At 64.6% G+C, this 22,044-nt stretch carries 23 protein-coding genes; 5 read left to right on the forward strand and 18 right to left on the reverse strand.

Going from position 1 to position 22,044, the window contains the following annotated elements:
- Positions 1 to 2: 2 nt before the first annotated feature.
- The 18 genes from ACVWWQ_RS03415 to ACVWWQ_RS03500 all read right to left on the reverse strand — a co-directional run bounded on the left by ACVWWQ_RS03415 (position 3) and on the right by ACVWWQ_RS03500 (position 16,882).
- Positions 3 to 737, reverse strand: a complete 735-nt coding sequence (locus ACVWWQ_RS03415; protein ID WP_133949977.1) for an NADH-quinone oxidoreductase subunit C — start codon at positions 735 to 737, stop codon at positions 3 to 5.
- A 10-nt stretch (positions 738 to 747) separates the two neighbouring features.
- Positions 748 to 1,305: a NuoB/complex I 20 kDa subunit family protein gene (locus tag ACVWWQ_RS03420; RefSeq protein WP_007805204.1), complete on the reverse strand. Its 558-nt coding sequence runs from the start codon at positions 1,303 to 1,305 to the stop codon at positions 748 to 750.
- Positions 1,296 to 1,652 carry an NADH-quinone oxidoreductase subunit A gene (locus tag ACVWWQ_RS03425; RefSeq protein WP_007805203.1) on the reverse strand — a complete coding sequence of 119 codons (357 nt, stop codon included), beginning with the start codon at positions 1,650 to 1,652 and terminating at the stop codon, positions 1,296 to 1,298. Before ACVWWQ_RS03425 ends, ACVWWQ_RS03420 begins: the two co-directional genes overlap by 10 nt.
- Positions 1,653 to 1,935: 283 nt before the next feature.
- Positions 1,936 to 2,289 carry a PilZ domain-containing protein gene (locus ACVWWQ_RS03430; protein ID WP_007805201.1) on the reverse strand — a complete coding sequence of 118 codons (354 nt, stop codon included), beginning with the start codon at positions 2,287 to 2,289 and terminating at the stop codon, positions 1,936 to 1,938.
- 116 nt (positions 2,290 to 2,405) lie between these two features.
- Entirely contained in the window at positions 2,406 to 5,279 is a 2,874-nt protein-coding gene (locus ACVWWQ_RS03435) for an EAL domain-containing protein (protein WP_133949975.1), read from the reverse strand.
- 144 nt (positions 5,280 to 5,423) lie between these two features.
- A complete protein-coding gene (locus ACVWWQ_RS03440; protein WP_099651900.1) occupies positions 5,424 to 6,431 on the reverse strand; it encodes a PIG-L family deacetylase in 1,008 nt (335 codons plus the stop codon).
- Positions 6,428 to 7,363: a DNA polymerase III subunit delta' gene (gene holB, locus ACVWWQ_RS03445; protein WP_133949973.1), complete on the reverse strand. Its 936-nt coding sequence runs from the start codon at positions 7,361 to 7,363 to the stop codon at positions 6,428 to 6,430. Before holB ends, ACVWWQ_RS03440 begins: the two co-directional genes overlap by 4 nt.
- On the reverse strand, positions 7,360 to 7,998 hold the full coding sequence (tmk, locus tag ACVWWQ_RS03450) for a dTMP kinase (protein ID WP_133949971.1): 639 nt from the start codon (positions 7,996 to 7,998) through the stop codon (positions 7,360 to 7,362). The genes holB and tmk overlap by 4 nt, the downstream gene beginning before the upstream one ends.
- A complete protein-coding gene (gene mltG / locus ACVWWQ_RS03455; RefSeq protein WP_133949969.1) occupies positions 7,995 to 9,029 on the reverse strand; it encodes an endolytic transglycosylase MltG in 1,035 nt (344 codons plus the stop codon). Before mltG ends, tmk begins: the two co-directional genes overlap by 4 nt.
- Positions 9,026 to 9,853: an aminodeoxychorismate lyase gene (gene pabC, locus ACVWWQ_RS03460; RefSeq protein ID WP_133949967.1), complete on the reverse strand. Its 828-nt coding sequence runs from the start codon at positions 9,851 to 9,853 to the stop codon at positions 9,026 to 9,028. Before pabC ends, mltG begins: the two co-directional genes overlap by 4 nt.
- A complete protein-coding gene (locus ACVWWQ_RS03465) occupies positions 9,853 to 11,199 on the reverse strand; it encodes an aminodeoxychorismate synthase component I (RefSeq protein WP_133949965.1) in 1,347 nt (448 codons plus the stop codon). The genes pabC and ACVWWQ_RS03465 overlap by 1 nt, the downstream gene beginning before the upstream one ends.
- A 9-nt stretch (positions 11,200 to 11,208) precedes the next feature.
- Positions 11,209 to 12,447, reverse strand: coding sequence for a beta-ketoacyl-ACP synthase II (fabF, locus tag ACVWWQ_RS03470; RefSeq protein WP_133949963.1), 1,239 nt, complete (start codon positions 12,445 to 12,447; stop codon positions 11,209 to 11,211).
- A gap of 254 nt (positions 12,448 to 12,701) precedes the next feature.
- Positions 12,702 to 12,941, reverse strand: coding sequence for an acyl carrier protein (acpP, locus tag ACVWWQ_RS03475; RefSeq protein ID WP_007805185.1), 240 nt, complete (start codon positions 12,939 to 12,941; stop codon positions 12,702 to 12,704).
- Between the two features lie 196 nt (positions 12,942 to 13,137).
- On the reverse strand, positions 13,138 to 13,881 hold the full coding sequence (fabG, locus tag ACVWWQ_RS03480) for a 3-oxoacyl-ACP reductase FabG (RefSeq protein WP_133949961.1): 744 nt from the start codon (positions 13,879 to 13,881) through the stop codon (positions 13,138 to 13,140).
- 38 nt (positions 13,882 to 13,919) lie between these two features.
- Entirely contained in the window at positions 13,920 to 14,867 is a 948-nt protein-coding gene (fabD, locus tag ACVWWQ_RS03485) for an ACP S-malonyltransferase (protein ID WP_133949959.1), read from the reverse strand.
- Between the two features lie 143 nt (positions 14,868 to 15,010).
- Positions 15,011 to 15,985 carry a beta-ketoacyl-ACP synthase III gene (locus ACVWWQ_RS03490; RefSeq protein ID WP_099651892.1) on the reverse strand — a complete coding sequence of 325 codons (975 nt, stop codon included), beginning with the start codon at positions 15,983 to 15,985 and terminating at the stop codon, positions 15,011 to 15,013.
- 159 nt (positions 15,986 to 16,144) lie between these two features.
- Positions 16,145 to 16,339 carry a 50S ribosomal protein L32 gene (rpmF, locus tag ACVWWQ_RS03495; protein WP_007081784.1) on the reverse strand — a complete coding sequence of 65 codons (195 nt, stop codon included), beginning with the start codon at positions 16,337 to 16,339 and terminating at the stop codon, positions 16,145 to 16,147.
- Positions 16,340 to 16,408: 69 nt separating this feature from the next.
- Positions 16,409 to 16,882: a YceD family protein gene (locus ACVWWQ_RS03500; protein ID WP_133950920.1), complete on the reverse strand. Its 474-nt coding sequence runs from the start codon at positions 16,880 to 16,882 to the stop codon at positions 16,409 to 16,411.
- 182 nt (positions 16,883 to 17,064) lie between these two features.
- Between ACVWWQ_RS03500 and ACVWWQ_RS03505 the strand changes: the two genes are divergently transcribed.
- The 5 genes from ACVWWQ_RS03505 (at position 17,065) to ACVWWQ_RS03525 (ending at position 22,035) form a co-directional block, all read left to right on the forward strand.
- Positions 17,065 to 17,520, forward strand: a complete 456-nt coding sequence (locus ACVWWQ_RS03505) for a hypothetical protein (RefSeq protein ID WP_099651891.1) — start codon at positions 17,065 to 17,067, stop codon at positions 17,518 to 17,520.
- A complete protein-coding gene (locus ACVWWQ_RS03510) occupies positions 17,517 to 18,113 on the forward strand; it encodes a Maf family nucleotide pyrophosphatase (protein ID WP_099651890.1) in 597 nt (198 codons plus the stop codon). The genes ACVWWQ_RS03505 and ACVWWQ_RS03510 overlap by 4 nt, the downstream gene beginning before the upstream one ends.
- 69 nt (positions 18,114 to 18,182) lie before the next feature.
- On the forward strand, positions 18,183 to 19,124 hold the full coding sequence (locus ACVWWQ_RS03515) for an AAA family ATPase (protein WP_133949957.1): 942 nt from the start codon (positions 18,183 to 18,185) through the stop codon (positions 19,122 to 19,124).
- The gene (locus ACVWWQ_RS03520) at positions 19,124 to 20,077 is read left to right on the forward strand and encodes a DUF58 domain-containing protein (RefSeq protein ID WP_133949955.1); all 954 of its coding nucleotides are present in this window, start codon (positions 19,124 to 19,126) and stop codon (positions 20,075 to 20,077) included. The genes ACVWWQ_RS03515 and ACVWWQ_RS03520 overlap by 1 nt, the downstream gene beginning before the upstream one ends.
- Positions 20,074 to 22,035, forward strand: a complete 1,962-nt coding sequence (locus tag ACVWWQ_RS03525; RefSeq protein WP_133949953.1) for a DUF3488 and transglutaminase-like domain-containing protein — start codon at positions 20,074 to 20,076, stop codon at positions 22,033 to 22,035. Before ACVWWQ_RS03520 ends, ACVWWQ_RS03525 begins: the two co-directional genes overlap by 4 nt.
- Positions 22,036 to 22,044: the final 9 nt, after the last annotated feature.

The raw sequence follows: 22,044 nt of genomic DNA on the forward strand, positions 1-22,044 counted from the left end.
GCTCAGTTCTCCCGCCAGTGATCGGCGGCTTCGGCCTTGGCCTGCACCAGGTCGGCATCGTCACGAATGGTGCGCGGAACCAGCACACGCGGCTCGATCGACACCGGCTCATAGATCACCCGCTTCTGCTGCGGGTCGTAGCGCACTTCGACGTTGCCGATGAGCGGGAAGTCCTTGCGGAACGGATGACCGACGAAACCGTAATCGGTGAGGATGCGGCGCAGGTCCGGGTGTCCGTCGAAAATGATGCCGAACAGATCGAAGGCCTCGCGCTCGAACCAGTTCACGCCCGGCCACACCAGAGTCAGCGAAGGCACCATCGGCAAGGAATCGTCCGCGCAGAATACGCGCAGGCACAGGCGACGGTTGTGTTCAATCGAGAGCAGCTGGATCACGGCGGCAAAGCGGCGCGGCTGGTTCTCGCCGTCGCCGCGAGGGCGATCGGCCCAGTTGAACCGACCCATGGCCTCGCCTTCCACACCGCGCGAGAAACCCGTGCCGGAAACGGTCTCGGTATCCCATTCGGTCTGGCCGTAACCGAGATAATCGATGCCGCACAGGTCGATCAATTCGCTGAAGCGAAACGCGGGCTCGTCGCGCAGCGCAGTGGCCACGGCGATCAGGTCGGCGGCAGCCAGCTCGGCAACGGTCTCGTTGCGATTCTTGCTGATGGTCAGCGTGTCACCGAACCGCGCAGAGAGCTGCCCGGCCAGCGAGGTCTTTGGAGTATCAGTCATGACTGCGCCTTCAGGAACGCGCGATGGTGCTGGTGCGGCGGATCTTCTTCTGCAACTGCAGAATGCCGTGGATCAGCGCTTCGGCCGTGGGCGGGCAGCCCGGCACGTAGATGTCCACGGGCACAATGCGATCGCAACCGCGCACCACGGAATAGGAATAATGGTAGTAACCGCCACCGTTGGCGCAACTGCCCATCGAGATCACCCACTTCGGCTCGGGCATCTGGTCGTAGACCTTGCGCAGCGCCGGCGCCATCTTGTTGACCAGGGTGCCGGCCACGATCATCACGTCGGACTGGCGCGGACTGGGACGGAAGATCACGCCGTAGCGATCCAGGTCCAGGCGCGACATGCCGGCGTGCATCATCTCGACCGCGCAGCAGGCCAGACCGAAGGTCATCGGCCACATTGAGCCGGTGCGCGCCCAGTTCATCAGCGCATCGATGCTGGTGGTGGCGAAGCCACGCTGCACCACCGGATTGTCGCCGGCGGGCAGCAGGATGTCGTCGACCAGGTTCAACGGCTCCGGGTTGTGCATCACCCGGCTGACGGAATCCATCACTCCCATTCGAGTGCTCCCTTCTTCCACACGTAGGCGAAACCGATGACCAGCAACAGCAGGAACAGGCCCATCTCGATCAGCGCGATCACGCCGAGCTGCTGGAAGACCACCGCCCACGGAAACAGGAAGGCGATTTCCAGATCGAAGATGATGAACAGGATGGCAAGCAGGTAGTAGCGCACGTCGAAGCGCATGCGGGCGTCCTCGAACGCCTCGAAGCCGCACTCATACGGCGCCAGCTTCTCCGCCTCGGGACGACGCGGGCCTGCCAGCAGGCCAATGGCCAGCAGCACCACGCCAAGGCCGGCAGCAACGCCGATGAACAACAGGACAGGCCAGTATTCGGCAAGCACGATGCAACTTACCTCCGCGCCCTGGGCGCATCAGTGACCGTGGGATGTGATCGAACAACTCACGGTCCGGGGATTTCGACTCGGCCGGCCGTCAAGACCGCAGGCTATCCAGCCTCGTCCGCAGCGATTTGCCAGGGACGTCCGACGTTCCGCGAAAGGGGTTCGCGAATCCCGCCATTGTATCAGTGCGAAGGGGTACAACAAGCCTTGACGACCAATCGCCCGCCAATTAGCTGCACGAAACAGGCGTGTCGCGAACAAAACAGGCCGTGATGAGCGTGCATCACATCGTGTGCGTGGGTCGCTCCGAGTTGAGCGTGCCGGCCAGGATGTTCTCGATCCGGCTTCGGGCGGCCTCCGCATCGCCGGATTCGTTGAAATGAATGCCGATGCCGGCGGTGCGGTTGCCCTGGGCGCCGACCGGGCTGACCCACACCACCTTGCCGACCACCGAGATGCGTTCCGTCTCTTCGGCCAGGGTCACCAGCAGAACCACCTCGTCGCCCAGCGAATAGGATTGCGCCGTGGCGGCAAACAGGCCACCGTGCTTGAGGAACGGCATGTACGCGTTGTACAGCGATGCCGCGTCCTTGATTTTCAACGAGATGATGCCCTGGCGGGCGCCCATGGGTTTCATGCTTGGCTCCTGCCGGGCGCGCGAAACACCCGGTCGATGAGACGAATCTTAGAGGCTGTCCGCCATGCGTACCACCGCCGATCCATCGGCTGGCGCACACCTGGCGCATAAAGATGTCATTCCGGACCACCCTGCTGTTGCGCCAGCAGCGATTGCCGCTCGTTGACCAGACTGTCCCACGACGCCGGTGGAATCCAGCCGGCAACCCAGGCCGGTACGCGCTCAGCGCTCATCGGACGCGAGATCGAAAAGCCCTGCAATTGATGGCACCCCAACGAGGCAAGCAGATCACCCTGGTCGGAAGTTTCCACGCCTTCGGCAATCACGACCTTGGCGAGCATCCGCGCCGTGGTGATAACCCCTGCCGCGATCGCCACATTGCGCTCTTCGCTGAGAATGTCACGCACGAAACTCTGGTCCAGCTTGATGTGTTCGATATCGAGCTTCTGGATATGGCTCAACGACGCACTGCCGGTACCGAAATCGTCCAGACCGACACGAATGCCGCGACGACGGCATTCCTCGATCACGTCCTTGGCCCGCGCATGATCCATGCTGGGTCCGGTTTCGGTCACTTCAATGCCGAAACCGACGTTTGCCACGTCGGGGTAACTCTCGAGCACCGCATCGATATCGTTGAAAAAAGCCGGATGCAGCAGGTGGCGGGTACTGATATTGACTGACACCGGAATCGACACGCCGGCGCGCATCCACGACTGGCAGCAGCGCAGCGCCTCCCCCAGTACGTAGCGGCCGATCGGTCGGGCCAGTTGCGGATCATCCAGCACGTGCATGAAGTTGCTTGGTTCGACCAGTTGGTCGGTATCACTCAGACGCAGCAGGGCCTCCATGCCCGCCACGCCATGCAGACCGGGCAAACCGTCGATGTAGACAATCGGCTGGAACAGCAATTGCAGCCTGCCCTGCTGCAACGCCTGCGCAAACCGATCGCGCATGGCTTGCAGCCGAACCTGCTCCAGCTCCATGGCCGGCTGATACAGCAAGCCACGGTCCTTGCCTTCGTCCTTGGCCTGGTACATCGCCAGATCGGCGTGTCGCACCAGGCCTTCTGCATCCGACTCATCCAGCGGAAAAAGCGTCCAGCCAATGCTGGCGGACAGGTGCAGTTGCTCGCCCATCAGGTTGAACGGCGCACGCAGCGCCTGAAGGATGCAGCGACTGATCGCGTCGAGCTGCTCGCGACTGTCCAGGCCGGATATGACCAGGGCGAACTCGTCCCCGCCAAATCGCGCCAGCACGTCGGCTTCGCGCAACATGTCCACGATCCGCGCGGAGGCCTCCGCCAATACATGGTCGCCACCACCATGACCAATCGTGTCATTCACACTCTTGAAACGATCAAGATCGAGCACGCCCACCGCCAGCAATGTGCCCTGGGCCCTGGCGCTGCTGCGCGCCTGCTCCAGCAATTCAAACAGCAGCCGGCGATTCGGCAGGCCGGTGACCACGTCGTAGAATGCCAGCCGCTCCACCCGGGCTTCGTGCAGCTTCTGTTGCGTGACGTCGCGGTGGTGCCAAAGGCGGCCGCTGGGAACACCGCCGATGCTTACCGGCGTGAAGTCCCTGAGAAAAGTGCGCCCGTCACTCATGGCCACTTCCTCGCCCTTGACCGGCAGCTGCTCCTGCAGAATCTCGCGGATGCGTTGCTCGCCTGCGACCGGATCGTCATGCGCCGAACGCAATCTCGTATAAAGCCAATCGGCATGCCGGCCTTCCAGCGCTGCCGGGGATTCGCTCAATCCGAACAGACTGCAGAATGCCTCATTGGCAAATTCCACCCGGTCTTCCTCGGAAACCAGCACGATGCCGGCATGCTGGTTGGAAAGCACGGTGCGGAAATACTGCAGGTTGAATCGCAGTTCCTGCTCAGCGGCAAGCCGGGCCGCGTGCGCACGCTGCATCTGGATACCCAACCCCAGCTCCACTGCCATTTCCGTGAACGCCTGGATTTCGATCTCGCCAAATGCGTCGTCCCTATCGGACCCGATCAACAGGCAACCGGCGAGCGTCCCGCCGACGTGCAGCGGCAAGGCCAGCAGACATCGCACACCCGCGCCGTCGCGCCAGACCGGATGACCGGGATTGTTGTGCGCAGGCAAATGGGTCGATTGCGGCAGGCCGGCAGCCAGCGCCTTGACGACCAGGGAGGCAGCGGGCTCGTCATGGCATGGGTCCAGCTGAAGATCCAGCAGGGCCGGATCATCCAGCCCTTGCTGGGCCTGCTGCCGCAACCGCCCCGGGTTCCCCGCCTCCAGCAACCCGACCCCGGCAGCGCGATAGCCACCCACCGCACGAACCACCTGACAGGCACCATGCAACAGCGACAATTCGCTTTCGCTATGGGTGACCAGCTTGATCATCTCGCTGAGCAGGCGCAGCGAGCGGCGCTGCCGGGCTTCGTCCTGCACCGACAACAGCAGCCGCCGGCGCTGATCGTGCGCCTCGAGCCCAAAACCGATACTGATCGCCGCCTGCTGCAGAAGCTCGATCATTCGCGTCGTAAAGAAGTCGGCGTGTACCGCGCGTATCGTCAACGCCGCACATACCTCACCAAACTTCAGCACCGGCACCGCGAGCGCCGCTTGCACTCCGTGCCGAACATAAGCCTCCCGGAACATCCGCAACGCATCGCTACGGCGGATATCGGCCTCCAGTTGCGGCTCGCCACGCCAGAAAGAAGGTTGTGCCGCCGAAAACGGAATCCGGTCAGGATAGATATCGGCCATCTCGGCACTCACGTCCGCCGGTGCAATCCGTCGCAGGCACTGGTCACTGCGATCCAAGTCACCCACCATCACCAGAAGCGCACCGATCCGGCGCTGCAATACCTCGATCACCGCCTCATACAAGACAGCAGGCTCCAGCGATCGCACCAGTAGCTGCCCGATCTCGGACAGCGCAGCGTGAAAACTCTCGCCTGACACAGCCTCGACTGCCTCATGGTTGGAGTTTTGCCCCGATAGCTGCATTCGGATATCCGCCAGATGGACAGCTGCGGTGAAGTCTGCCTTGTCAGGCAGTGGCTGGATTCACTGGAATTGCCGTCACCATCAAAACTGGATGGCACGACGTGATGACAGACCAAGCCCCGTCATCTTCCCCCTTCCGTCACGCTAGCCCGGTCCCTCAGTCAGCGCAAGAGCCGGTAACAGCGACGTGTCGGCGATGGCCAGCTCGCACCATCCCCAGTGGTCGAAAATCCACGGCGTGGGCAAAATCAGCGCCAGCCGGACGAAAACGGGGCCGCAACTCGGCTGGTTGGACGGCAGCAATTGCCAGGCGCCCGTTGGATCGCGCCGCAGCGGAGCTTCGCCCCATCGCCAGCTGGTGACGCCCGCGGGACTGACCACACTGATGCGCAACCACGGAAGCAGGCAGGCGGCGGGCCGCCAAGGCAGGGCAGCCAGCGCCTTTGCCGGCCACGCACAAATCTCTGGTCGTCCCGCCAGATGCCGCATGCGCTTGCCGCTCAACGCCATCTGGCTGCGATGCTCATCAAGTGCGGCAAGCTTGCAAGCCAGTTGCGCCGTGCTGCCAACCACCTCAAAACCGCGACCATCACCATCATGGCCGTGTACCAGATAGGTCAGCAACGGCAACGGCTCGTCCATCCCGGCGATGGCCAGACGCACCAGCACATGCGCCGCACCATGATCGGGATGATCGTCCGACAGCGCCGGCGCCACGACCAGGCTGGGACTGAACTGGCCGATCGCGGCGGCCAGCGTCGATACCGACTCGTGAGCTTTCCGCAGCAGCCGATCGGTCACCGCCATGTCCGGCCACCCCAGCGATTGCAGGCTCGAGTCCCGCAGACCCAACCGCTGCAATGCCTGCAACATTTCGCCATGACGGCGCGCGCCCCAGCGCTTGCGGGCGCTGGCACCAATGAAAATCCGCCGTTCCAGCCAGCGTTGCGGCCAGGGATTGTTGTCGCCGCCGGTGAGCAGCAGGACGCGTACCTCGCCACCGGCTTCGAGTACCCGCTGGATCAGCAGACCCGTGGCGATGGTTTCATCATCCGGATGGGGCGCCACCACCAACAATCGGGTCTGCGCGGAAAACTCCGGCAGCCCCTGCATCACGACCGCCGTCCGTGAAAAGTCGCGGGGCTGGGTCATCGCCACTGCGAGAGCAGCTCCAGCAGCAGCAGATCAGCGCGTAACGGTCCGCGCAATGCCTCGCGGGTGCGATTGACCGCGGAGTACCACTGCCCGAGTGCCTCGACATCCATCGCGCTCGCCAGTGGGCCGGCAGCCGAGGTCGAACGTGCCCGGACCTCATCCGCGGTGGCTTGCGCGGCGAACCACAATCGTTGCGTCGGCTCGCTATCCAGCCAGCGCTTGACCACCTCGGTCGGTTGACCCCGCCCCGCAGCGAGCGCCGCCAGGTCCTTGCGCACTTCGTGACGGCGTTCCAGCGCGCCCTCGCGGGCCCATGCCTGCGCCAGACCGGGATTGCCAGCGGCGGCGGCGAGCGCCTCCGCCGGATGGCGCACACCTTCAGCTTGCAGCCAGGCCAACGCGTCGGCTTCGGCGGGCAGCTGGAACTCGACCCGCTGACAGCGGCTGCGAATGGTCTGCGGCAGGCGCCAGGGCGCGTCGGCCAGCAGAATCAGCATGGTCTGCGCGGCCGGTTCCTCCAGCGTCTTCAGCAGCGCGTTCGCCGCGGCCGGGTTCATCGCATCGGCCGGATCGATGGTCGCTACCTGCCAGCCACCAAACTGGCTGTTCATCGCCAGCCGCGCCGACAATTCCCGAATCTGGTCGACCACGATCTCGCTGCGCTGGACCCCATCCTTGCGCAGGCCGAAGGTCAGCGAAACGACGTCCGGATGGGATCCGGCCGCTATCAGCAGGCAACTGCGGCAATGGCGGCAAGGCTCTCCCCCTGCCGGAGCGCTGCATAACAGACCCTGCACGAACTGTTGGGCGAACGCGCGCTTGTCCAGCCCGGCAGCGCCGCACAACAGCAAGGCATGCGCCAGCGCGCCACGCTGGCGACTCGCCTGAAGGCGGTCCCAGTGGGCGACTTGCCAAGGCAGGATGCTCATGCCTGCGCCTCATCCAGCAGGTTCTGCACCGCGAGGGTGGCCGCCTGCAGCACCTGCGCAGGCGACTGACTGGCGTCCAGCACGCGGAACCGCCGCGGTTCGGCCTCCGCACGCTCTCGATAAGTGGCACGCACCCGCTCGAAAAACGCATCCGCCTCGGCCTCTATCCGGTCGGCCTCACCCCGACCCGCGGCACGCGCGCGACCCGTGGCCACCGGCAGGTCGAGCAGCAAGGTCAGCTCGGGGGTCAAGCCTTTGCAGGCCCAGCGCTCGAGCTCGGCGATGCGCTCTGTCGGCTGTCCACGTCCGCCCCCCTGATAGGCATGACTGGCATCGGCGTACCGATCACACAACACCCAGTGACCGGCAGCCAGCGCGGGCTCGATGACCTCGCGCACCAGTTGCGCGCGCGATGCGAACATCAGCAAGAGCTCGGTTTCCGCGGCCATGCCGCGCTGGGCCGGGTCAAGCACGATGGCCCGGACCGCCTCACCAACCCCCGTTCCGCCCGGCTCCCGGGTCTGCACCAGCGAAATGCCTTGTCCTTCGATGCACGCGCGCAAGCCGGCCAGCAAGGTGCTCTTGCCCGCTCCCTCGCCACCTTCGAGGCTGATGAATTTTCCGCGCGCAGTCATCGGCAACGTTTCCGCTGATAGCAATCGACATTGCGATTGTGTTCCTCCAGCGTACGCGCGAAGACATGACCGCCATCGCCGCGCGCCACGAAATAAAGCACGTCGCCAGCGGCCGGATGCAGCGCGGCCACCAGCGCCGGCTTGCCCGGCAACGCGATCGGTGTCGGCGGCAAGCCGGCCCGGGTATAGGTATTGAATGGCGTGTCGGTGGTCAGGTCGCTCTTGCGGATGTTGCCGGCGTAGTTCGCGCCCATCCCGTAGATCACGCTGGGATCGGTCTGCAGCAGCATGTGGTCCTGCAGACGCCGCACGAACACCCCGGCGATCTGTGCCCGCTCATCGGCGCGCCCGGTTTCCTTCTCCACGATCGAGGCCAGGATCAGGGCGTCGTAAGGCGTGGCCAACGGCAGGTCCGGAGCGCGAGCCGCCCACAACTCGGCCAGCGTCTTGACCATGGCCGCATGCGCGCGGCGCAGGATGTCCAGCTCACTGTCGCCTTTCACATAGGCGTAGGTCTCGGGCAGGAAGCGTCCTTCCGGTGCCTCGCCGCCCGCCCCGATTTTTTGCATCAGGGCGGCGTTGTCCAGGTTCGTGCTGTCGTGTTGCAGCTTCTCGGCCTTCGCCAGCGCCTGGCGCAGTTCGGCGAAGGTCCAGCCATCGACGATGGTGAAATTGCGTTGCAACACCCTGCCCGCCGCCATGTTGGCCAGCAGCTGGCGTGGCGTGATCCCGGGTTCGAGGGCATATTCGCCGGCATGCAGTTTGCCGGCCACTTGCATCTGCGTCGCCAGCGCACGCCAGTAGATCGGATTGGCCGTGCTCAGCCGGTGCTGTCGCAGTTCGGCAACGATGCTCCGGAAACTGCTGCCGCGACTGATGTCGATGCTGTCGCCACTGGCTGCCACATTCAGCGGCGTCGAGCTGAATCGGGTGTACGCATTCCCGAAATAGAACACGGTGCCGGCTGCCACCAGAAACAGGAGCAACAGCAGCGTGGGCCATGCGCGTCCGCGCACCAGTTTGTCACTCATCCAGCCTGCTCCATCGTAAAACCCAGATTCCGCCAATGCTGCTGCAATGCCCGCGTGGTTGCACCGGGCACATAATGGCGCCTCTCCAGCGCACGCACTGGCACGATGCCGCGTACGCTCGAGCTGAGAAACAGTTCACTGGCCGCATGCAGCGTCGCCATGGTCATGTCACTCGGCCGGGCATCGGGGTAACGAGCCAGCACCTCGGCCCGCGCCACCCCGGCAACACCACAGCGTTCCAGCGACGGCGTCAGCAATTTGCCGTCGACCATCGCAAACAGATTGGCCATGGTCGCCGAAATCACCCGCTCGTGGCTATCTAGCAGCACGCCCTCGGCGATCGCCGGATCATCCCACTCGGCCCGGGCCAGGACCTGTTCCAGCCGGTTCAGATGCTTGAGGCCCGCCAGCAGCGGCTGCTCCGCCAGGCGGATATCGCAAACGCGCAATTGCAGGCCCGGTCCGTACGCTTGTTCGTCCACTTGCGGCGGCACAAAGGCCGCCACGATGCGGGTGGGACTCGGCTTCGCCGGCAACGCGTATCCCCGCTCACCCTGGCCGCGACTGAGGGTGAGGCGTACCACGGACTGCGCCATGCCCTCACTGACCTGCAGCGCCTCATGCCAAAGTTGCTGCACATCGGGCACGGGAATTCGCAAACGGGCACAGCCCTCGGCCAGTCGCTGCATGTGGCGCGACCACAGCGGCGCGATCGTTCCGACCAGGCGAATGCTTTCAAACAGGCCATCGCCGTAAGCCATGCCACGGTCCAGCACGGAAACCTGTCCCGTCGACACGCCGTTGACCAGGACACGGGACGACATCATTCCGGCACGCCCAGTGCACGCAACAGGCCCCGCGCCTTGGCGCGGGTTTCGTCCAGTTCGCCCGCCGCCACCGAATCGACCACGATGCCTGCGCCCGCGCGCAGACTCACTTCGTTGCCCACTTGGGTCAGCGTGCGAATCAGGATGTTCAAGTCGAGCTCACCGTTGCGATCGAGATAGCCCAGTGCGCCGGTATAGGCGCCGCGTGGCGCGTCTTCCAGCGCCGAAATGATTTCCATGCAGCGCACCTTCGGACAGCCGGTGATCGTCCCCCCGGGAAAGGTGGCGGCGATCACTTCGCCCGGAGTCACGTCGGCGCGCAGGCGTCCGCGTACATTGGACACGATGTGGTGAACGTGGGCGTAACTCTCCACCACCATCAGCTCGTCGACCTCGACCGTTCCCGGCACGCAAACCCGGCCAAGGTCATTGCGTTCCAGGTCGATCAACATCACGTGCTCGGCACGCTCCTTCGGATGCGCGGTCAACTCGCGGATCCGGGCCAGCTCGTCGTCGCCCGGCAAGCGCGGGCGCGTGCCGGCAATCGGTCGGGTCTGCGCCACGCCGCCGCGCACCTCGACCAGCCGTTCCGGCGATGAGCTGACCACCGCCCAGGCCGGCTGTTGCAGCAGACCGGCGAACGGCGCGGGGTTGGCGCGACGCAAGACCGCATACAGCGACGCCGGTGCGGGGGGCTGCACATAGCGTGCGCGCCACGCACGCGACAGGTTCACCTGGAAGATGTCGCCGGCGTAAAGATGTTCATGGATTCGCTCCACGCCGTCGAGAAACCGCTGCGGCTCGTCCTCATCCCAATCGGACAGTTCGGCCAGTGGAGCGACCGACGACATCACGGTAAGGTCGGACTCAAGCTGATCCAGAAGATCCCCGCATCCCGACTCGGCCACCAGGATGGTGCGACTTTGCGCATGATCGACGATCACCGCTGCAGGGCAACGTATGGCCAACGCCACCGGCAACTCCGCGGACGAACGCAGGCGCAGGCCTGGCTCGATCTCGCCCGCCAGCTCATACGCCAGAAACAGTACCCAGCCACCATGAAACGGCAACCCGTCGTCGGAGGCCGGCAGGCGCCCGGCCCGCCACGCCGCGTCAAGTTCATCGAGAAACTTACCCTGACGAACCCGGCCCTCGCCGTCGCGCAGGCCGCCATCGGCATGAAGGCTCCACTGATCTTCGGGAAAGGCGAACAGGATGTCGTAACGCGATTGTGCGGTGCCATGCACCACGCTTTCCAGCAGGCACGGATAGCGCCCGGGAAATGAAGCGGCCGGCGCGAGCAGATCACGCCGGCCGTGCAGGATACGACGATGGCAGGTCACGCCTGGCGATCAGACGCGACGGAAAGCCAGCGTACCGTTGGTGCCGCCAAAGCCGAAGGAGTTGGAAATGGCCACATCGAACTTCGCCTCGCGCGCGGTGTTCGGCACAAAATCCAGGTCGCAACCTTCGCCTGGATTTTCGAGGTTGATCGTCGGCGGGAGCACCTGGTCGCGCAGCGCAAGCACGGTGAAGATCGCCTCGACGCCGCCCGCCGCACCCAGCAGGTGGCCGGTGGTCGACTTGGTCGAACTCATCGCCAGCTTGTGGGCGTGATCGCCGAAGACCTTCTTCGCAGCCATCACTTCGCCCAGATCACCCAGCGGCGTGGAAGTGCCATGTGCGTTGACGTACTGCACATCGGCGGGGTTGAGTCCGGCGTCATTCAATGCCGTCTGCATGCAGCGCGCGGCACCTTCACCGCCCTCGCTCGGCGCCGTCATGTGGAATGCGTCGCCGCTCATGCCGAAACCGACCAGCTCGGCATAGATCCGCGCACCACGTGCCTTGGCGTGCTCGTACTCTTCCAGCATCAATACCCCGGAGCCGTCGGACAGCACGAAGCCATCGCGGTCCTTGTCCCATGGCCGGCTGGCCTTGGTCGGCTCGTCGTTGCGGGTGGACATCGCCTTGGCCGAACAGAAACCGGCCATCGCGGTACCGGTAGTGGCGAACTCGGCGCCACCGGCGATCATCGCGTCGGCATCGCCGTACTGGATCATTCGCGCGGCGAGGCCGATGTTGTGAGTGCCCGTGGTACAGGCCGTCACGCAGGCGATGTTCGGTCCTTTCAGGCCGAACATGATCGACAGCTGGCCCGACACCATGTTGATGATCGAACTGGGCACGTAGAACGGCGAGACGCGACGCGGCCCCTTCGCGGCAAGCTCCAGCGCCGTCGCCTCGATGGTGTACAAACCGCCGATGCCGGCACCGACCGCCACACCGATGCGCGGCGCATTGGCTTCGGTCACTTCCAGACCGGAGTCGCGCAGCGCCTGGGTGCCCGCCGCCACGCCATAGTGGATGAACGGATCCATCTTCTTGACGTCTTTCGCCGGCATCCAGTCGGCCGGATCGAAATCCGCGACCTGGCCCGCAATGCGCGTGGAATAAGCGGAGGTGTCGAAATGAGTGACCGGACCGATGCCGCTGACGCCCTGGACGACGCGATCCCAGGCACTGGCGATATCGTTGCCGACCGGCGAGATGATGCCCATGCCGGTCACTACCACACGTCGCTTGCTCATGCTGATTTCCTTACGTGATTGCGTGGATCTGCCACTGCCGGCAGTCCGCCTGCGCAGGTGATGCCATGTAACCCGTCCTGGCCCGGCGCTTACCCTGGACACCGGTATTTCCCGGCGACCATACGGGGTCGGACGTTACAAAATCCAGAAACGAAAACTGCGCCAAGATGGCGCAGCTTTCGGTGCCGACACGTGAACGAACCGGCCCGCGCGGGGCGAGCCCATCCGCTCAACGGCGGTCAATTCCCTGCCGATCAATCCTTGGAGTGGGCCTTGATGTAGTCGACGGCCTGCTGCACGGTGGTGATCTTCTCGGCGTCTTCGTCGGGAATCTCGGTCTCGAATTCTTCCTCGAGGGCCATAACCAGTTCCACCGTGTCCAGCGAATCTGCGCCCAGGTCGTCAACGAACGAAGCGTTCGCCGTGACTTCATCTTCCTTCACGCCCAACTGCTCGATGACGATTTTCTTGACGCGCTCTTCGATGGTGCTCATGTTGCCCATACCTCTCAAGGAGTAAATGATTTGTCTGTGCCGGCTCTATGCCTGCAAAAGGCCGGCGCATTGTAGTGGCTAAACCGCAAGGCTGCCACGATGAGCCGGCGGCCCGGGGTTCAAACCCCGCTGACCGGCACGAAAGTGCAATTGTCGCCTAAAACGAGCCCGCTGGCGACAACTGTGTCCACACACGTTACGCCATGTACATGCCACCGTTGACGTGCAGTGTTTCTCCGGTGATGTAGGCGGCCGCCGGCGAGGCCAGAAAGCCGACCGCATTGGCGATGTCCTTCGCCTCACCCAGACAGCCCAGCGCGATCTGTCCCAGCATCGCCTGCCTGGCGTCTTCGGGCAGCGCACGGGTCATGTCGGTATCAATGAAACCGGGCGCCACCACGTTGACCGTGATGCCGCGGCTGCCGATCTCGCGCGCCAGGGACTTCGAGAACGCGATGATGCCCGCCTTGGCGGCCGCGTAATTGGATTGCCCCGGATTGCCGGTAAGGCCAATCACCGAGGCAATGGAGATGATGCGACCCTTCTTCGCCTTCATCATGCCGCGCATCACGGCTTTGGACGTGCGGTAGACCGAGGTCAGGTTGGTGTCGATGATCGCCTGCCAGTCATCTTCCTTCATGCGCAGCAGCAGCTGGTCACGGGTGATGCCGGCGTTGTTGACCAGGATCGACACCGCGCCGAACTCTTTCGCGATCGCATCGACCAGGCCATCGACCGCAGCGCTGTCCGTGACGTTCAGTACCCGGCCGTGCCCACCGAGGGACGCCATGCGTTCGCCGATGGCGGAGGCACCGCCTTCACTGGTGGCGGTACCGATGACGGTGGCGCCCATCGCGGCGAGCTCGTCGGCGATCGCCGCACCGATGCCGCGGCTGGCACCGGTGACCAGTGCGATTTCACCCTGCAGGGGTTTGCTCATCTGAATCGTTCCTTCGGAAGTCGGTTGATGATGTGTCGTCATGCCCATTCGGCAAGCGCGGTATCCAGATCCGCCGGCGCGCCGATGGCGCGCGCCTCGAGGCCCTTGTCGATGCGCTTGATCAGACCGGTCAATACCTTGCCGGGACCGCACTCGGCGACGCGCATGGCGCCACCGGCGACCAGCGCCTGCACGCATTCGGTCCAGCGCACAGGCATGTAAAGCTGGCGCTGCAGCGCGCCGTGGATCTCCTCGACACTGGCGTAGCTGCACGCCTCTGCGTTCTGGATCACCGGCACCGCGGGGAGCTTCCAGTCGATCGTCGCCATGCGCTCGCCCAGCTTGTCGGCTGCCCCGCGCATCAAGGCGCAGTGTGAGGGCACCGACACTGCCAGCTTGATCGCCTTCTTCACGCCCAGCTCGGCAAGCCGGGCAAGCACGCGATCCACCGCCTCGGCATTGCCGGCAATCACCAGCTGGCCGGGCGAGTTGAAGTTCGCCGGCGCCACGACCTGGCCCTGCGCCATCTCTTCGCACACGCCGGCGATCTGTGCATCGTCGCCACCAAGGATCGCTGCCATCGCGCCAACCCCGGCCGGCACCGCCGCCTGCATCAGGCGACCGCGCTCGGCAACCAGCGCCGCCGCGTCGTGCAGCGAGAGCGCGCCGGCACACACCAGGGCGCTGTACTCGCCGAGGCTGTGGCCAGACAGACGGGCCGGCTGCGCGCCACCCAGTTTCTGCCAGACCCGCCACACCGCCACGCTGGCCGCGAGCAGCGCCGGCTGGGTATTTTCGGTGCGGTTGAGTTGATCCTCGGGACCCTGGGCAACCAGATTCCACAAATCCAGAGCGGCACCCTGAGAGGCCTCGTCAAACGTGGCCCTGACTTCGCTGTGCGCGGCCGCCAGCTCGGCCAGCATGCCGACAGATTGCGAACCCTGTCCGGGAAAGACGAAAGCGAGCGAGGAAGCAACTGAACTCATGGAAGGGCGAATCCCGTCGACGAAAGCGAACATGGTGCCATGCATCGACCGCCATACGCAGCTGTATTCAGTGATTCGCGCCTTCAAAAAGCGCGATGCCGCCCGAAGGCGGCATCGCAGCACGCGTCGCGCGCCTCATTCCATCAGTAACGCAGCAGCGCGGAGGCCCAGGTGAAGCCGCCGCCAAAAGCTTCCAGCAACAGATTCTGGCCGCGCTGCACCTTGCCGGAGCTGACCGCGTAATCGAGCGCCAGCGGCACTGAACCCGACGACGTGTTCGCATGCTTGTCGACCGTCACGATGACGCGCTCCATCGACATGTTTAGGCGCTTGGCCGTTGCCTCGATGATGCGCAGATTGGCCTGATGCGGAATCAGCCAGTCGATCTGCGATTCATCCATGCCGGCGGCGGCGAGCGTTTCCTCGACCAGCGAATCCAGCGTCTTCACCGCGACCTTGAACACCTCGCGCCCGGCCATGCGAATGCGCACGCCGTGGTTGGGCTCGTCCTTGAAACCGACGGAGACGCCAACCGGGTTGTACAGCAGCTCCTTGTGCCCACCATCGGCATGCAGACAGGTGGCGTAGATGCCCGGCTCACTCGACGCTTCAAGCACCACCGCACCCGCGCCATCGCCGAACAATACGCATGTCTCGCGCTCGGTCCAGTCCACCATGCGGGTCAGTGTTTCCGCGCCGATCACCAACACCTTTTTCGACTGCCCGCTCTTGATGAACTTGTCGGCGATGCCCAACGCGTAAACAAAACCCGAGCACGCCGCATTGACGTCGAACGCAGCACACCCGTTGGCGCCGAGGCGATGCTGCACCAGGCAAGCGGTGGACGGAAAGATGATGTCGGGCGTGGTGGTGCCCAGGATGATCAGATCCAGTTCGGACGCCTTGACGCCCGCAGCCTCGAGTGCCCGCTGTGCAGCGCGAAATGCCAGATCGCCGGTGGTCTCGCCATCGGCGGCAATGTGGCGCTGCTGGATGCCGGTGCGGCTGCGGATCCACTCGTCACTCGTTTCGACGATCTTTTCCAGATCGGCGTTGGTTACCACTCGCTCCGGCAGTGCGCTGCCGGTGGCAATGATGCGGGAGTAAATCTGGGCCATTCAAACCGTCCATCAAGGTAAACAAGGGATTGAACGCCCTGGACGGCGCCAGTGCAACCGCCCACCACGACATTCACGTGTCCAACAACGCAAAACGGCGCGTCGCCGCGCCGTTTTCGTGATCTCGCCCGGACATCCCTGGGGATGCCCCGGTGACGATCAATCCTCGACCGACACCGCACCCTTGGTCTCGATCACTTTCTTGCCACGGTAGTAACCGTCTTTCGTGACGTGATGGCGCAGATGGACCTCACCGCTGGTCGGATCGGTCGACAGCTGCACGGTCTTCAACGAGTCGTGCGAACGGCGCATGCCGCGGGTGGACGGGGTACGGCGGCTCTTGGCAACTGCCATGGTAGTTCTCCAACTGAAACTAGATGATCTGTGGCTTGATGACCCGCGCCGGATGACTCGGGTCGGCGTTTACTTCTTCAGTTCGCGCAACACCGCGAACGGATTTTCTCGCTGCCCTTCACCGGACGCTTCCGGTTCCTGGCTGATCACTTCGTCGGGCAGCCTGCTATCCGGGTTGATCGGGATCAGCGGCAGCGCCAACAGCAATTCGTCTTCTATCACATCCACCGGCTTCAACCGGCCATCCTCGGCCACCAGCAGCGGTTCGCAATCAGGCGGCAAACCCGCCTCCTCGCGCTCCTCCCTGATCAGGCCGAGCCGCGTATCCACCGTCACCGGCAGTTCGAACGGCTCCAGCGTACGCTGGCAAGTCACGCTCAAGGTTCCGTTGACGCGAACATCGACGTAGCTGATACCCAACTGGTCGCGTCCGAAATCCAGCTCGAAATGCACCGATCCCTCGGTACCGGCCAACGCCTCGCACAGGCGTGACATGGACGCTACGGGAAGCGTTCCCTCGAACGAACGCCGCGCCGAAACCATGCGCCAAGCGTCCACGGACTCTGGCAGTGTCACGGACATAATCGCGGAATGTTAGGTTCCGGGCCGCCTCAAGTCAACTGGCGAAACTCCGAAGCGTCATAAAAGCATTCGGCGAGCGCGTATTTTGCCTGATTTGCCCCTGATGCGGCAGACTGAATCTCTTTGACCGCTGAGTCACCGCCTTGAATTCCTATATCACGCTGGCCCTTGCCACCCTCTTGGTGCTGCTGATTGTCCTTGGCGCAGCCGCGCTGCTGCTGAGACGACGCCAGAACCAACGCGGCAGCAGCCTGACGGCTCTGCTCGACCTGGCGGACCGCCTCGAGGCCGACCTGAAGACCTGCCGGGCCGGCCTGCAACAAGCCCATGCAGTGATGTCGCTGAATCCTGACCTGCCTGCCGCCAGCGAACAGGAAGCGCAACATGCCGTGGACGCCGGCCTGCGCGCCCTGCTGCAGCAGCGCTTGTGGATCCGCGACCGATCACCGCAAGCGAGCCAGCAGGAACTGGACGAGGCAGCCGCCTCCATGCGCGACACGCGCAGCCGCCTGCAACCGTTGCTGAAAGCGCTCGACCAGGCACAGACCGATCTTGACAGCGCCATGCGTGAGCACATCCGGCGCGAGTCCGATACATGACGGGTCCGACGCCAGCTCCCCGCATCGTGCTGGGTTCCACCTCACGCTATCGCGCCGATCTGCTGCGTCGATTGGTTCCGGCCTTCGACCAGGCTGCGCCAGGAACCGATGAGGCCGCACTGGAAGGCGAGGCGCCAGCGGCGCGTGCCCTGCGCCTGGCTGTCGCCAAGGCCGAGGCCGTTGCCCGGAATTATCCGGACGCCCTGGTGATCGGCTCCGACCAGGTCGCAGCACTCGGCGAGCGGGTTCTGGACAAACCCGGTGACGCGCAACGCGCCCGCGATCAGCTGACCGCCAGTTCCGGCCGCAGCGTCGACTTCCATACCGCGCTGTGCGTCATCGACACCCGCCATCAACGGCAATACACCCATGTCGACTTGACCCGGGTGCACTTCCGTTCACTGCAACCGGACGAGATCGCGCGTTATGTGGAACATGAACAACCGCTGGACTGTGCCGGCAGTTTCAAATGCGAAGGGCTGGGCATCAGCCTGTTCGAAACCATCGAAAACAGTGATCCGAGCGCCTTGATCGGATTGCCGCTGATCGCGCTGGCGCGCCTGTTGCGCGAGGCCGGCATCGCGGTGCCCTGACACCCTGCCGGAACCGTCCCGCGGGACGGCTACACTGGAATCCGTCCAGTCTGCGAAGAATCCCGAACGATGTCCGTCATCAGCCAGCCTCACGAGCCCACCCTGCAGCAGCGACTGGATGCCGCCATGGCACAGGTCAATCTGGTGCTGCTGGGCAAGCCACGCCAGGTGAAACTTGCCTTTGCCTGCCTGATCGCTGGCGGCCATCTGCTGCTTGAGGATGTTCCCGGGGTAGGCAAGACCACCCTGGCGCATGCCCTGGCCGCCACGTTCGCGCTGGAATTCCAGCGCGTGCAGTTCACCAGCGACCTGCTGCCTTCGGACATCATCGGCGTCAGCGTCTACGAGCGCGAAACCGCGCAGTTCCGCTTTCATCCGGGCCCGATCTTCACCGGCCTGCTGTTGGCCGACGAGATCAACCGCGCCAGTCCGAAAACGCAAAGCGCCCTGCTTGAGGCCATGGCCGAGGGACAGGTCACCGTCGATGGCCAGACCCACAGGCTGGCGCAGCCCTTCTTCGTGGTCGCCACGCAGAACCCGCTGGATCTCAATGGCACTTTCCCACTGCCCGACTCCCAGCTCGACCGCTTCATGCTGCGCTTGACGCTGGACTACCCCGACGCGGCGGCGGAGCGCGCCCTGCTCGGCGGAGCCGACCGGCGCCACGTGCTTGCACAGCTCGCTCCGAAACTGGATGCCGTCGCCCTGCTGGACCTGCATCGCCAATCGCAGTCGATCACCGCCAGCGGCGCGCTGCTCGACTACCTGCAGGCCTTGCTGAGCGCAAGCCGCCGGCATGCCGACATTCGCGTGGGCCTGTCGCCCCGGGCCGGCCTTGCCCTGCTGGGTGCCGCGCGCGCATGGGCGTTGCTCCATCACCGTAACCACGTGCTGCCGGAGGACATCCAGGCATTGTTCGTTCCACTGGCTGCGCACCGTCTGTTGCCGGCCCGTGGCACCAATGGCGACACGCTGGCTCGCCAATTGCTGGCCGAGGTGGCGGTCGATTGATGCGCAGCCTGCTGCACCACTTGCAGCGTCGGGCGGAGGCACGGCTACCTGCATTGACCCGCCATCGCCGTCCGGAAAGCCTGCCGATCGAACTGCACCGGCGCCGCATCTATATCGTGCCCACCGGTTTCGGCGCGGGCTTCTCCGTGCTCCTGCTGGTGATGCTGACGGGCGCCCTGAACTACAGCAACAATGCCGCCCTGCTGCTGACCTGCCTGCTCGGCGCAGCCAGCGCCGCAAGCATGCTGGTGGCGTTTCGCAATCTTGACGGACTGCGCCTCGGTCATATTCGCGCCGGTCACGCGGTTGCCGGCGAACCGCTCACTCTCACGCTGGCATTCGACTCCACCCGGCCACGCCAGGCCCTGCGCCTGGATCTTGCCGATGACACGACCGCGTTCGCGCTCGATGGCCGGGCCGCGACCCTCGTGCAACTCTCGCTGCCCACCGAAAAGCGCGGCTGGCTTGCGCTGCCGCGCATGCGGATATGGAGCAGTTGGTCCCTGGGCATGTTCCGCGCATGGAGCTGGCTGCGGCCGGAGCAGGCCGTGCTGGTCTGGCCACGCGCGGAAGCTGCCGGCCCGCCACCCCGCGCGCCGGCGGGGGATGCCCGTCAGGTGCGCCTGTACCACGGCGACGAATTGGTCACGCTGCGCGATTACCGCGTCGGCGATCCGCGGCGTCACATCGCGTGGAAGGCAAGTGCCCGTCACGAAAACCTGCTGGTCAAGGATTTCGAGCAGCCGCAAAGCCGGCCCCAATGGCAACTCGACTGGCGCCAGTTGGGTGGCATGGAAAACGAGGCGCGCATCGCCCGCCTTGCTCGCTGGCTGCACGAGGCCGAGGCGCAACGCTGCAACTACAGCCTGTGGCTGCCCGGCGACGACATCACCGGCAGTAGCGGCCCGCTGCACTACGCACGCTGCATGAACGCACTGGCCCGGTTGCCATGAGTCGCGCACGCGTCGCCTCCGCAGGACCGATCAGTGCCCGCGCATTCGATCTGCTGAGCCTGACCCTGGCGCTGGTGCTCGGCCTCCACGCGGCGCACATGCCATGGTGGCTCGTCGTGATCCTTGGAATGGTGCTTGGATGGCGCTGGTGGCAACGGCGACAGCGACCCGGCCGCGTGCCACGCTGGCTGAAGCTGCCGATGCTGGCCCTGCTCACGCTGGCCGTGGTGCTGCAATACGGCAACATTTTCGGTCGCGAACCGGGTACCGCGCTTGCCGTCGGCCTGCTCATTCTGAAACTGCTGGAAACCGAAACCGTCCGCGATGTCCGCGTCGGCATCAGTTTTGCCTGCTTTGCACTGATGGCGGCGTTGCTGTTCGACCAGGGCATGGTGGTCACCTTCATCGTCGCACTCGGCCTGTTGCCGGCGCTGGCCACCTTGCAGGCACTCGAGCCGGCGCAGACAACCGACAGCCTGCCTCGCTCACTGTTGCCCGGCCTGAAGTTGACCGCTGCGGCGCTTCCGCTGGCGTTGCTGGCCTTCCTGCTGGTGCCGCGCCTTGACTCGCCGCTGTGGGGCGCGCCGACGCCCAACGAGGCCATTACCGGTCTGGCTGACAGCATGTCGCCGGGCAAGTTTGCCGAGCTGCTGCTGGACGACAGCCCGGCGATGCGGGTCAGCTTTGACGGCGCCCCACCCGCTAGCGGCCAGCGCTACTTCCGTGGGTATGTCATGAGCGACTACGACGGATTTGCCTGGAAGTTTCGCGATCTCGTGGCGGGGACGCCGTCAACGCTGGAGGTGGCGGGGTCCGCCCGCTATCACGTCAGTCTCCTGCCAACCCACCAGCATGTGCTGCCGACTCTTGATGTACCGATCGCCGCGCCGATGGGTGCCCAACTGCGCGCCAATCGGGTGGTGATTTCGGACAAGCCCGTCAACGACGCGATCAGCTACAGCCTGAGTTCGGCCACCCGTTACCGGCTCGAACCGGATCTCGGCAACCACCGGCGCCGATGGCTGCAGTTGCCTGCCGGCTTCAACCCGCAAGCGCTCGCGCTAGGCCGGGAATGGCGCCAGAGTCACGGCAACGACGACGGTGCCATCGTGCGTGCTGCGCTCTCCCTGTTTCACGACGGTGGCTTTCGTTACACGCTGGCGCCTGCCCCGCTGGGTCGCAATGCGATGGACGACTTCCTGTTCGATACCCGCGAGGGCTTCTGCGAACACTATTCCTCGGCATTCACCGTACTGATGCGGGCCGCCGGCATACCTGCCAGGGTAGTCACCGGCTACCAGGGCGGCTACTGGAACAAGCTGGGCAATTACCTGCTGGTGCGCAATTCCGATGCCCATGCGTGGAGCGAAGTGTGGCTGTACGGGCGCGGCTGGGTGCGTGTCGATCCCACCGCCGCCGTGCGCCCTGAGCGAGTGTCCCAGGGCGCCGCTGCCGCAGCAGGAGATCAACTGGCGTGGTACCGCACCGACTGGATGCAGGGACTTCGCAACCACTGGGATATTGTCAACCGCTGGTGGGACAAGGGCGTTATAGGTTTCGATGCCTTGCGTCAGCGCAGCCTGCTGACCCCGTTCGGCATTCGCGACGTGGACACGGCGATGCTTGGCTGGCTGCTCGCCATCAGCGGCACGCTGTTCATCGCGATAGGCTTGGGCTGGGCATTGAGGCAGCGGCAAGCGCGCGATCCACTGCGCGATGCGCTGCGTGAACTCGAGCGCAAGCTGGCGCGCAAGGGCATCGTGCGCCGCATTGGCGAAGGGCCGCAGCACTACTTGCGCCGCGCCGCCCGCACACTGCCGGCGCAACGCGACGAGATTGCGGCGCTGATGAGGAGTTATCTTGAGTTGCGTTATGCCCATATGGAACCGCCAACTGAACCACTACGCAGCTTCGTTCGCTCGGTGCAGGATTTCCGCATCGTCCGCGTGGTCAAATAACCGTCGAAT

It is taken from the genome of Rhodanobacter sp. TND4EL1, assembly GCF_054061035.1.

Bases quoted from the DNA above. Each gene is read 5' to 3' on its own strand.
- ACVWWQ_RS03415 (WP_133949977.1), bottom strand. From the start codon at position 737: ATGACTGATACTCCAAAGACCTCGCTGGCCGGGCAGCTCTCTGCGCGG.
- ACVWWQ_RS03420 (WP_007805204.1), bottom strand. From the start codon at position 1,305: ATGGGAGTGATGGATTCCGTCAGCCGGGTGATGCACAACCCGGAGCCG.
- ACVWWQ_RS03430 (WP_007805201.1), bottom strand. From the start codon at position 2,289: ATGAAACCCATGGGCGCCCGCCAGGGCATCATCTCGTTGAAAATCAAG.
- ACVWWQ_RS03435 (WP_133949975.1), bottom strand. From the start codon at position 5,279: ATGCAGCTATCGGGGCAAAACTCCAACCATGAGGCAGTCGAGGCTGTG.
- ACVWWQ_RS03440 (WP_099651900.1), bottom strand. From the start codon at position 6,431: ATGACCCAGCCCCGCGACTTTTCACGGACGGCGGTCGTGATGCAGGGG.
- holB (WP_133949973.1), bottom strand. From the start codon at position 7,363: ATGAGCATCCTGCCTTGGCAAGTCGCCCACTGGGACCGCCTTCAGGCG.
- tmk (WP_133949971.1), bottom strand. From the start codon at position 7,998: ATGACTGCGCGCGGAAAATTCATCAGCCTCGAAGGTGGCGAGGGAGCG.
- mltG (WP_133949969.1), bottom strand. From the start codon at position 9,029: ATGAGTGACAAACTGGTGCGCGGACGCGCATGGCCCACGCTGCTGTTG.
- pabC (WP_133949967.1), bottom strand. From the start codon at position 9,853: ATGTCGTCCCGTGTCCTGGTCAACGGCGTGTCGACGGGACAGGTTTCC.
- fabF (WP_133949963.1), bottom strand. From the start codon at position 12,447: ATGAGCAAGCGACGTGTGGTAGTGACCGGCATGGGCATCATCTCGCCG.
- acpP (WP_007805185.1), bottom strand. From the start codon at position 12,941: ATGAGCACCATCGAAGAGCGCGTCAAGAAAATCGTCATCGAGCAGTTG.
- fabG (WP_133949961.1), bottom strand. From the start codon at position 13,881: ATGAGCAAACCCCTGCAGGGTGAAATCGCACTGGTCACCGGTGCCAGC.
- fabD (WP_133949959.1), bottom strand. From the start codon at position 14,867: ATGAGTTCAGTTGCTTCCTCGCTCGCTTTCGTCTTTCCCGGACAGGGT.
- ACVWWQ_RS03490 (WP_099651892.1), bottom strand. From the start codon at position 15,985: ATGGCCCAGATTTACTCCCGCATCATTGCCACCGGCAGCGCACTGCCG.
- rpmF (WP_007081784.1), bottom strand. From the start codon at position 16,339: ATGGCAGTTGCCAAGAGCCGCCGTACCCCGTCCACCCGCGGCATGCGC.
- ACVWWQ_RS03500 (WP_133950920.1), bottom strand. From the start codon at position 16,882: ATGGTTTCGGCGCGGCGTTCGTTCGAGGGAACGCTTCCCGTAGCGTCC.
- ACVWWQ_RS03510 (WP_099651890.1), top strand. From the start codon at position 17,517: ATGACGGGTCCGACGCCAGCTCCCCGCATCGTGCTGGGTTCCACCTCA.
- ACVWWQ_RS03515 (WP_133949957.1), top strand. From the start codon at position 18,183: ATGTCCGTCATCAGCCAGCCTCACGAGCCCACCCTGCAGCAGCGACTG.
- ACVWWQ_RS03520 (WP_133949955.1), top strand. From the start codon at position 19,124: ATGCGCAGCCTGCTGCACCACTTGCAGCGTCGGGCGGAGGCACGGCTA.
- ACVWWQ_RS03525 (WP_133949953.1), top strand. From the start codon at position 20,074: ATGAGTCGCGCACGCGTCGCCTCCGCAGGACCGATCAGTGCCCGCGCA.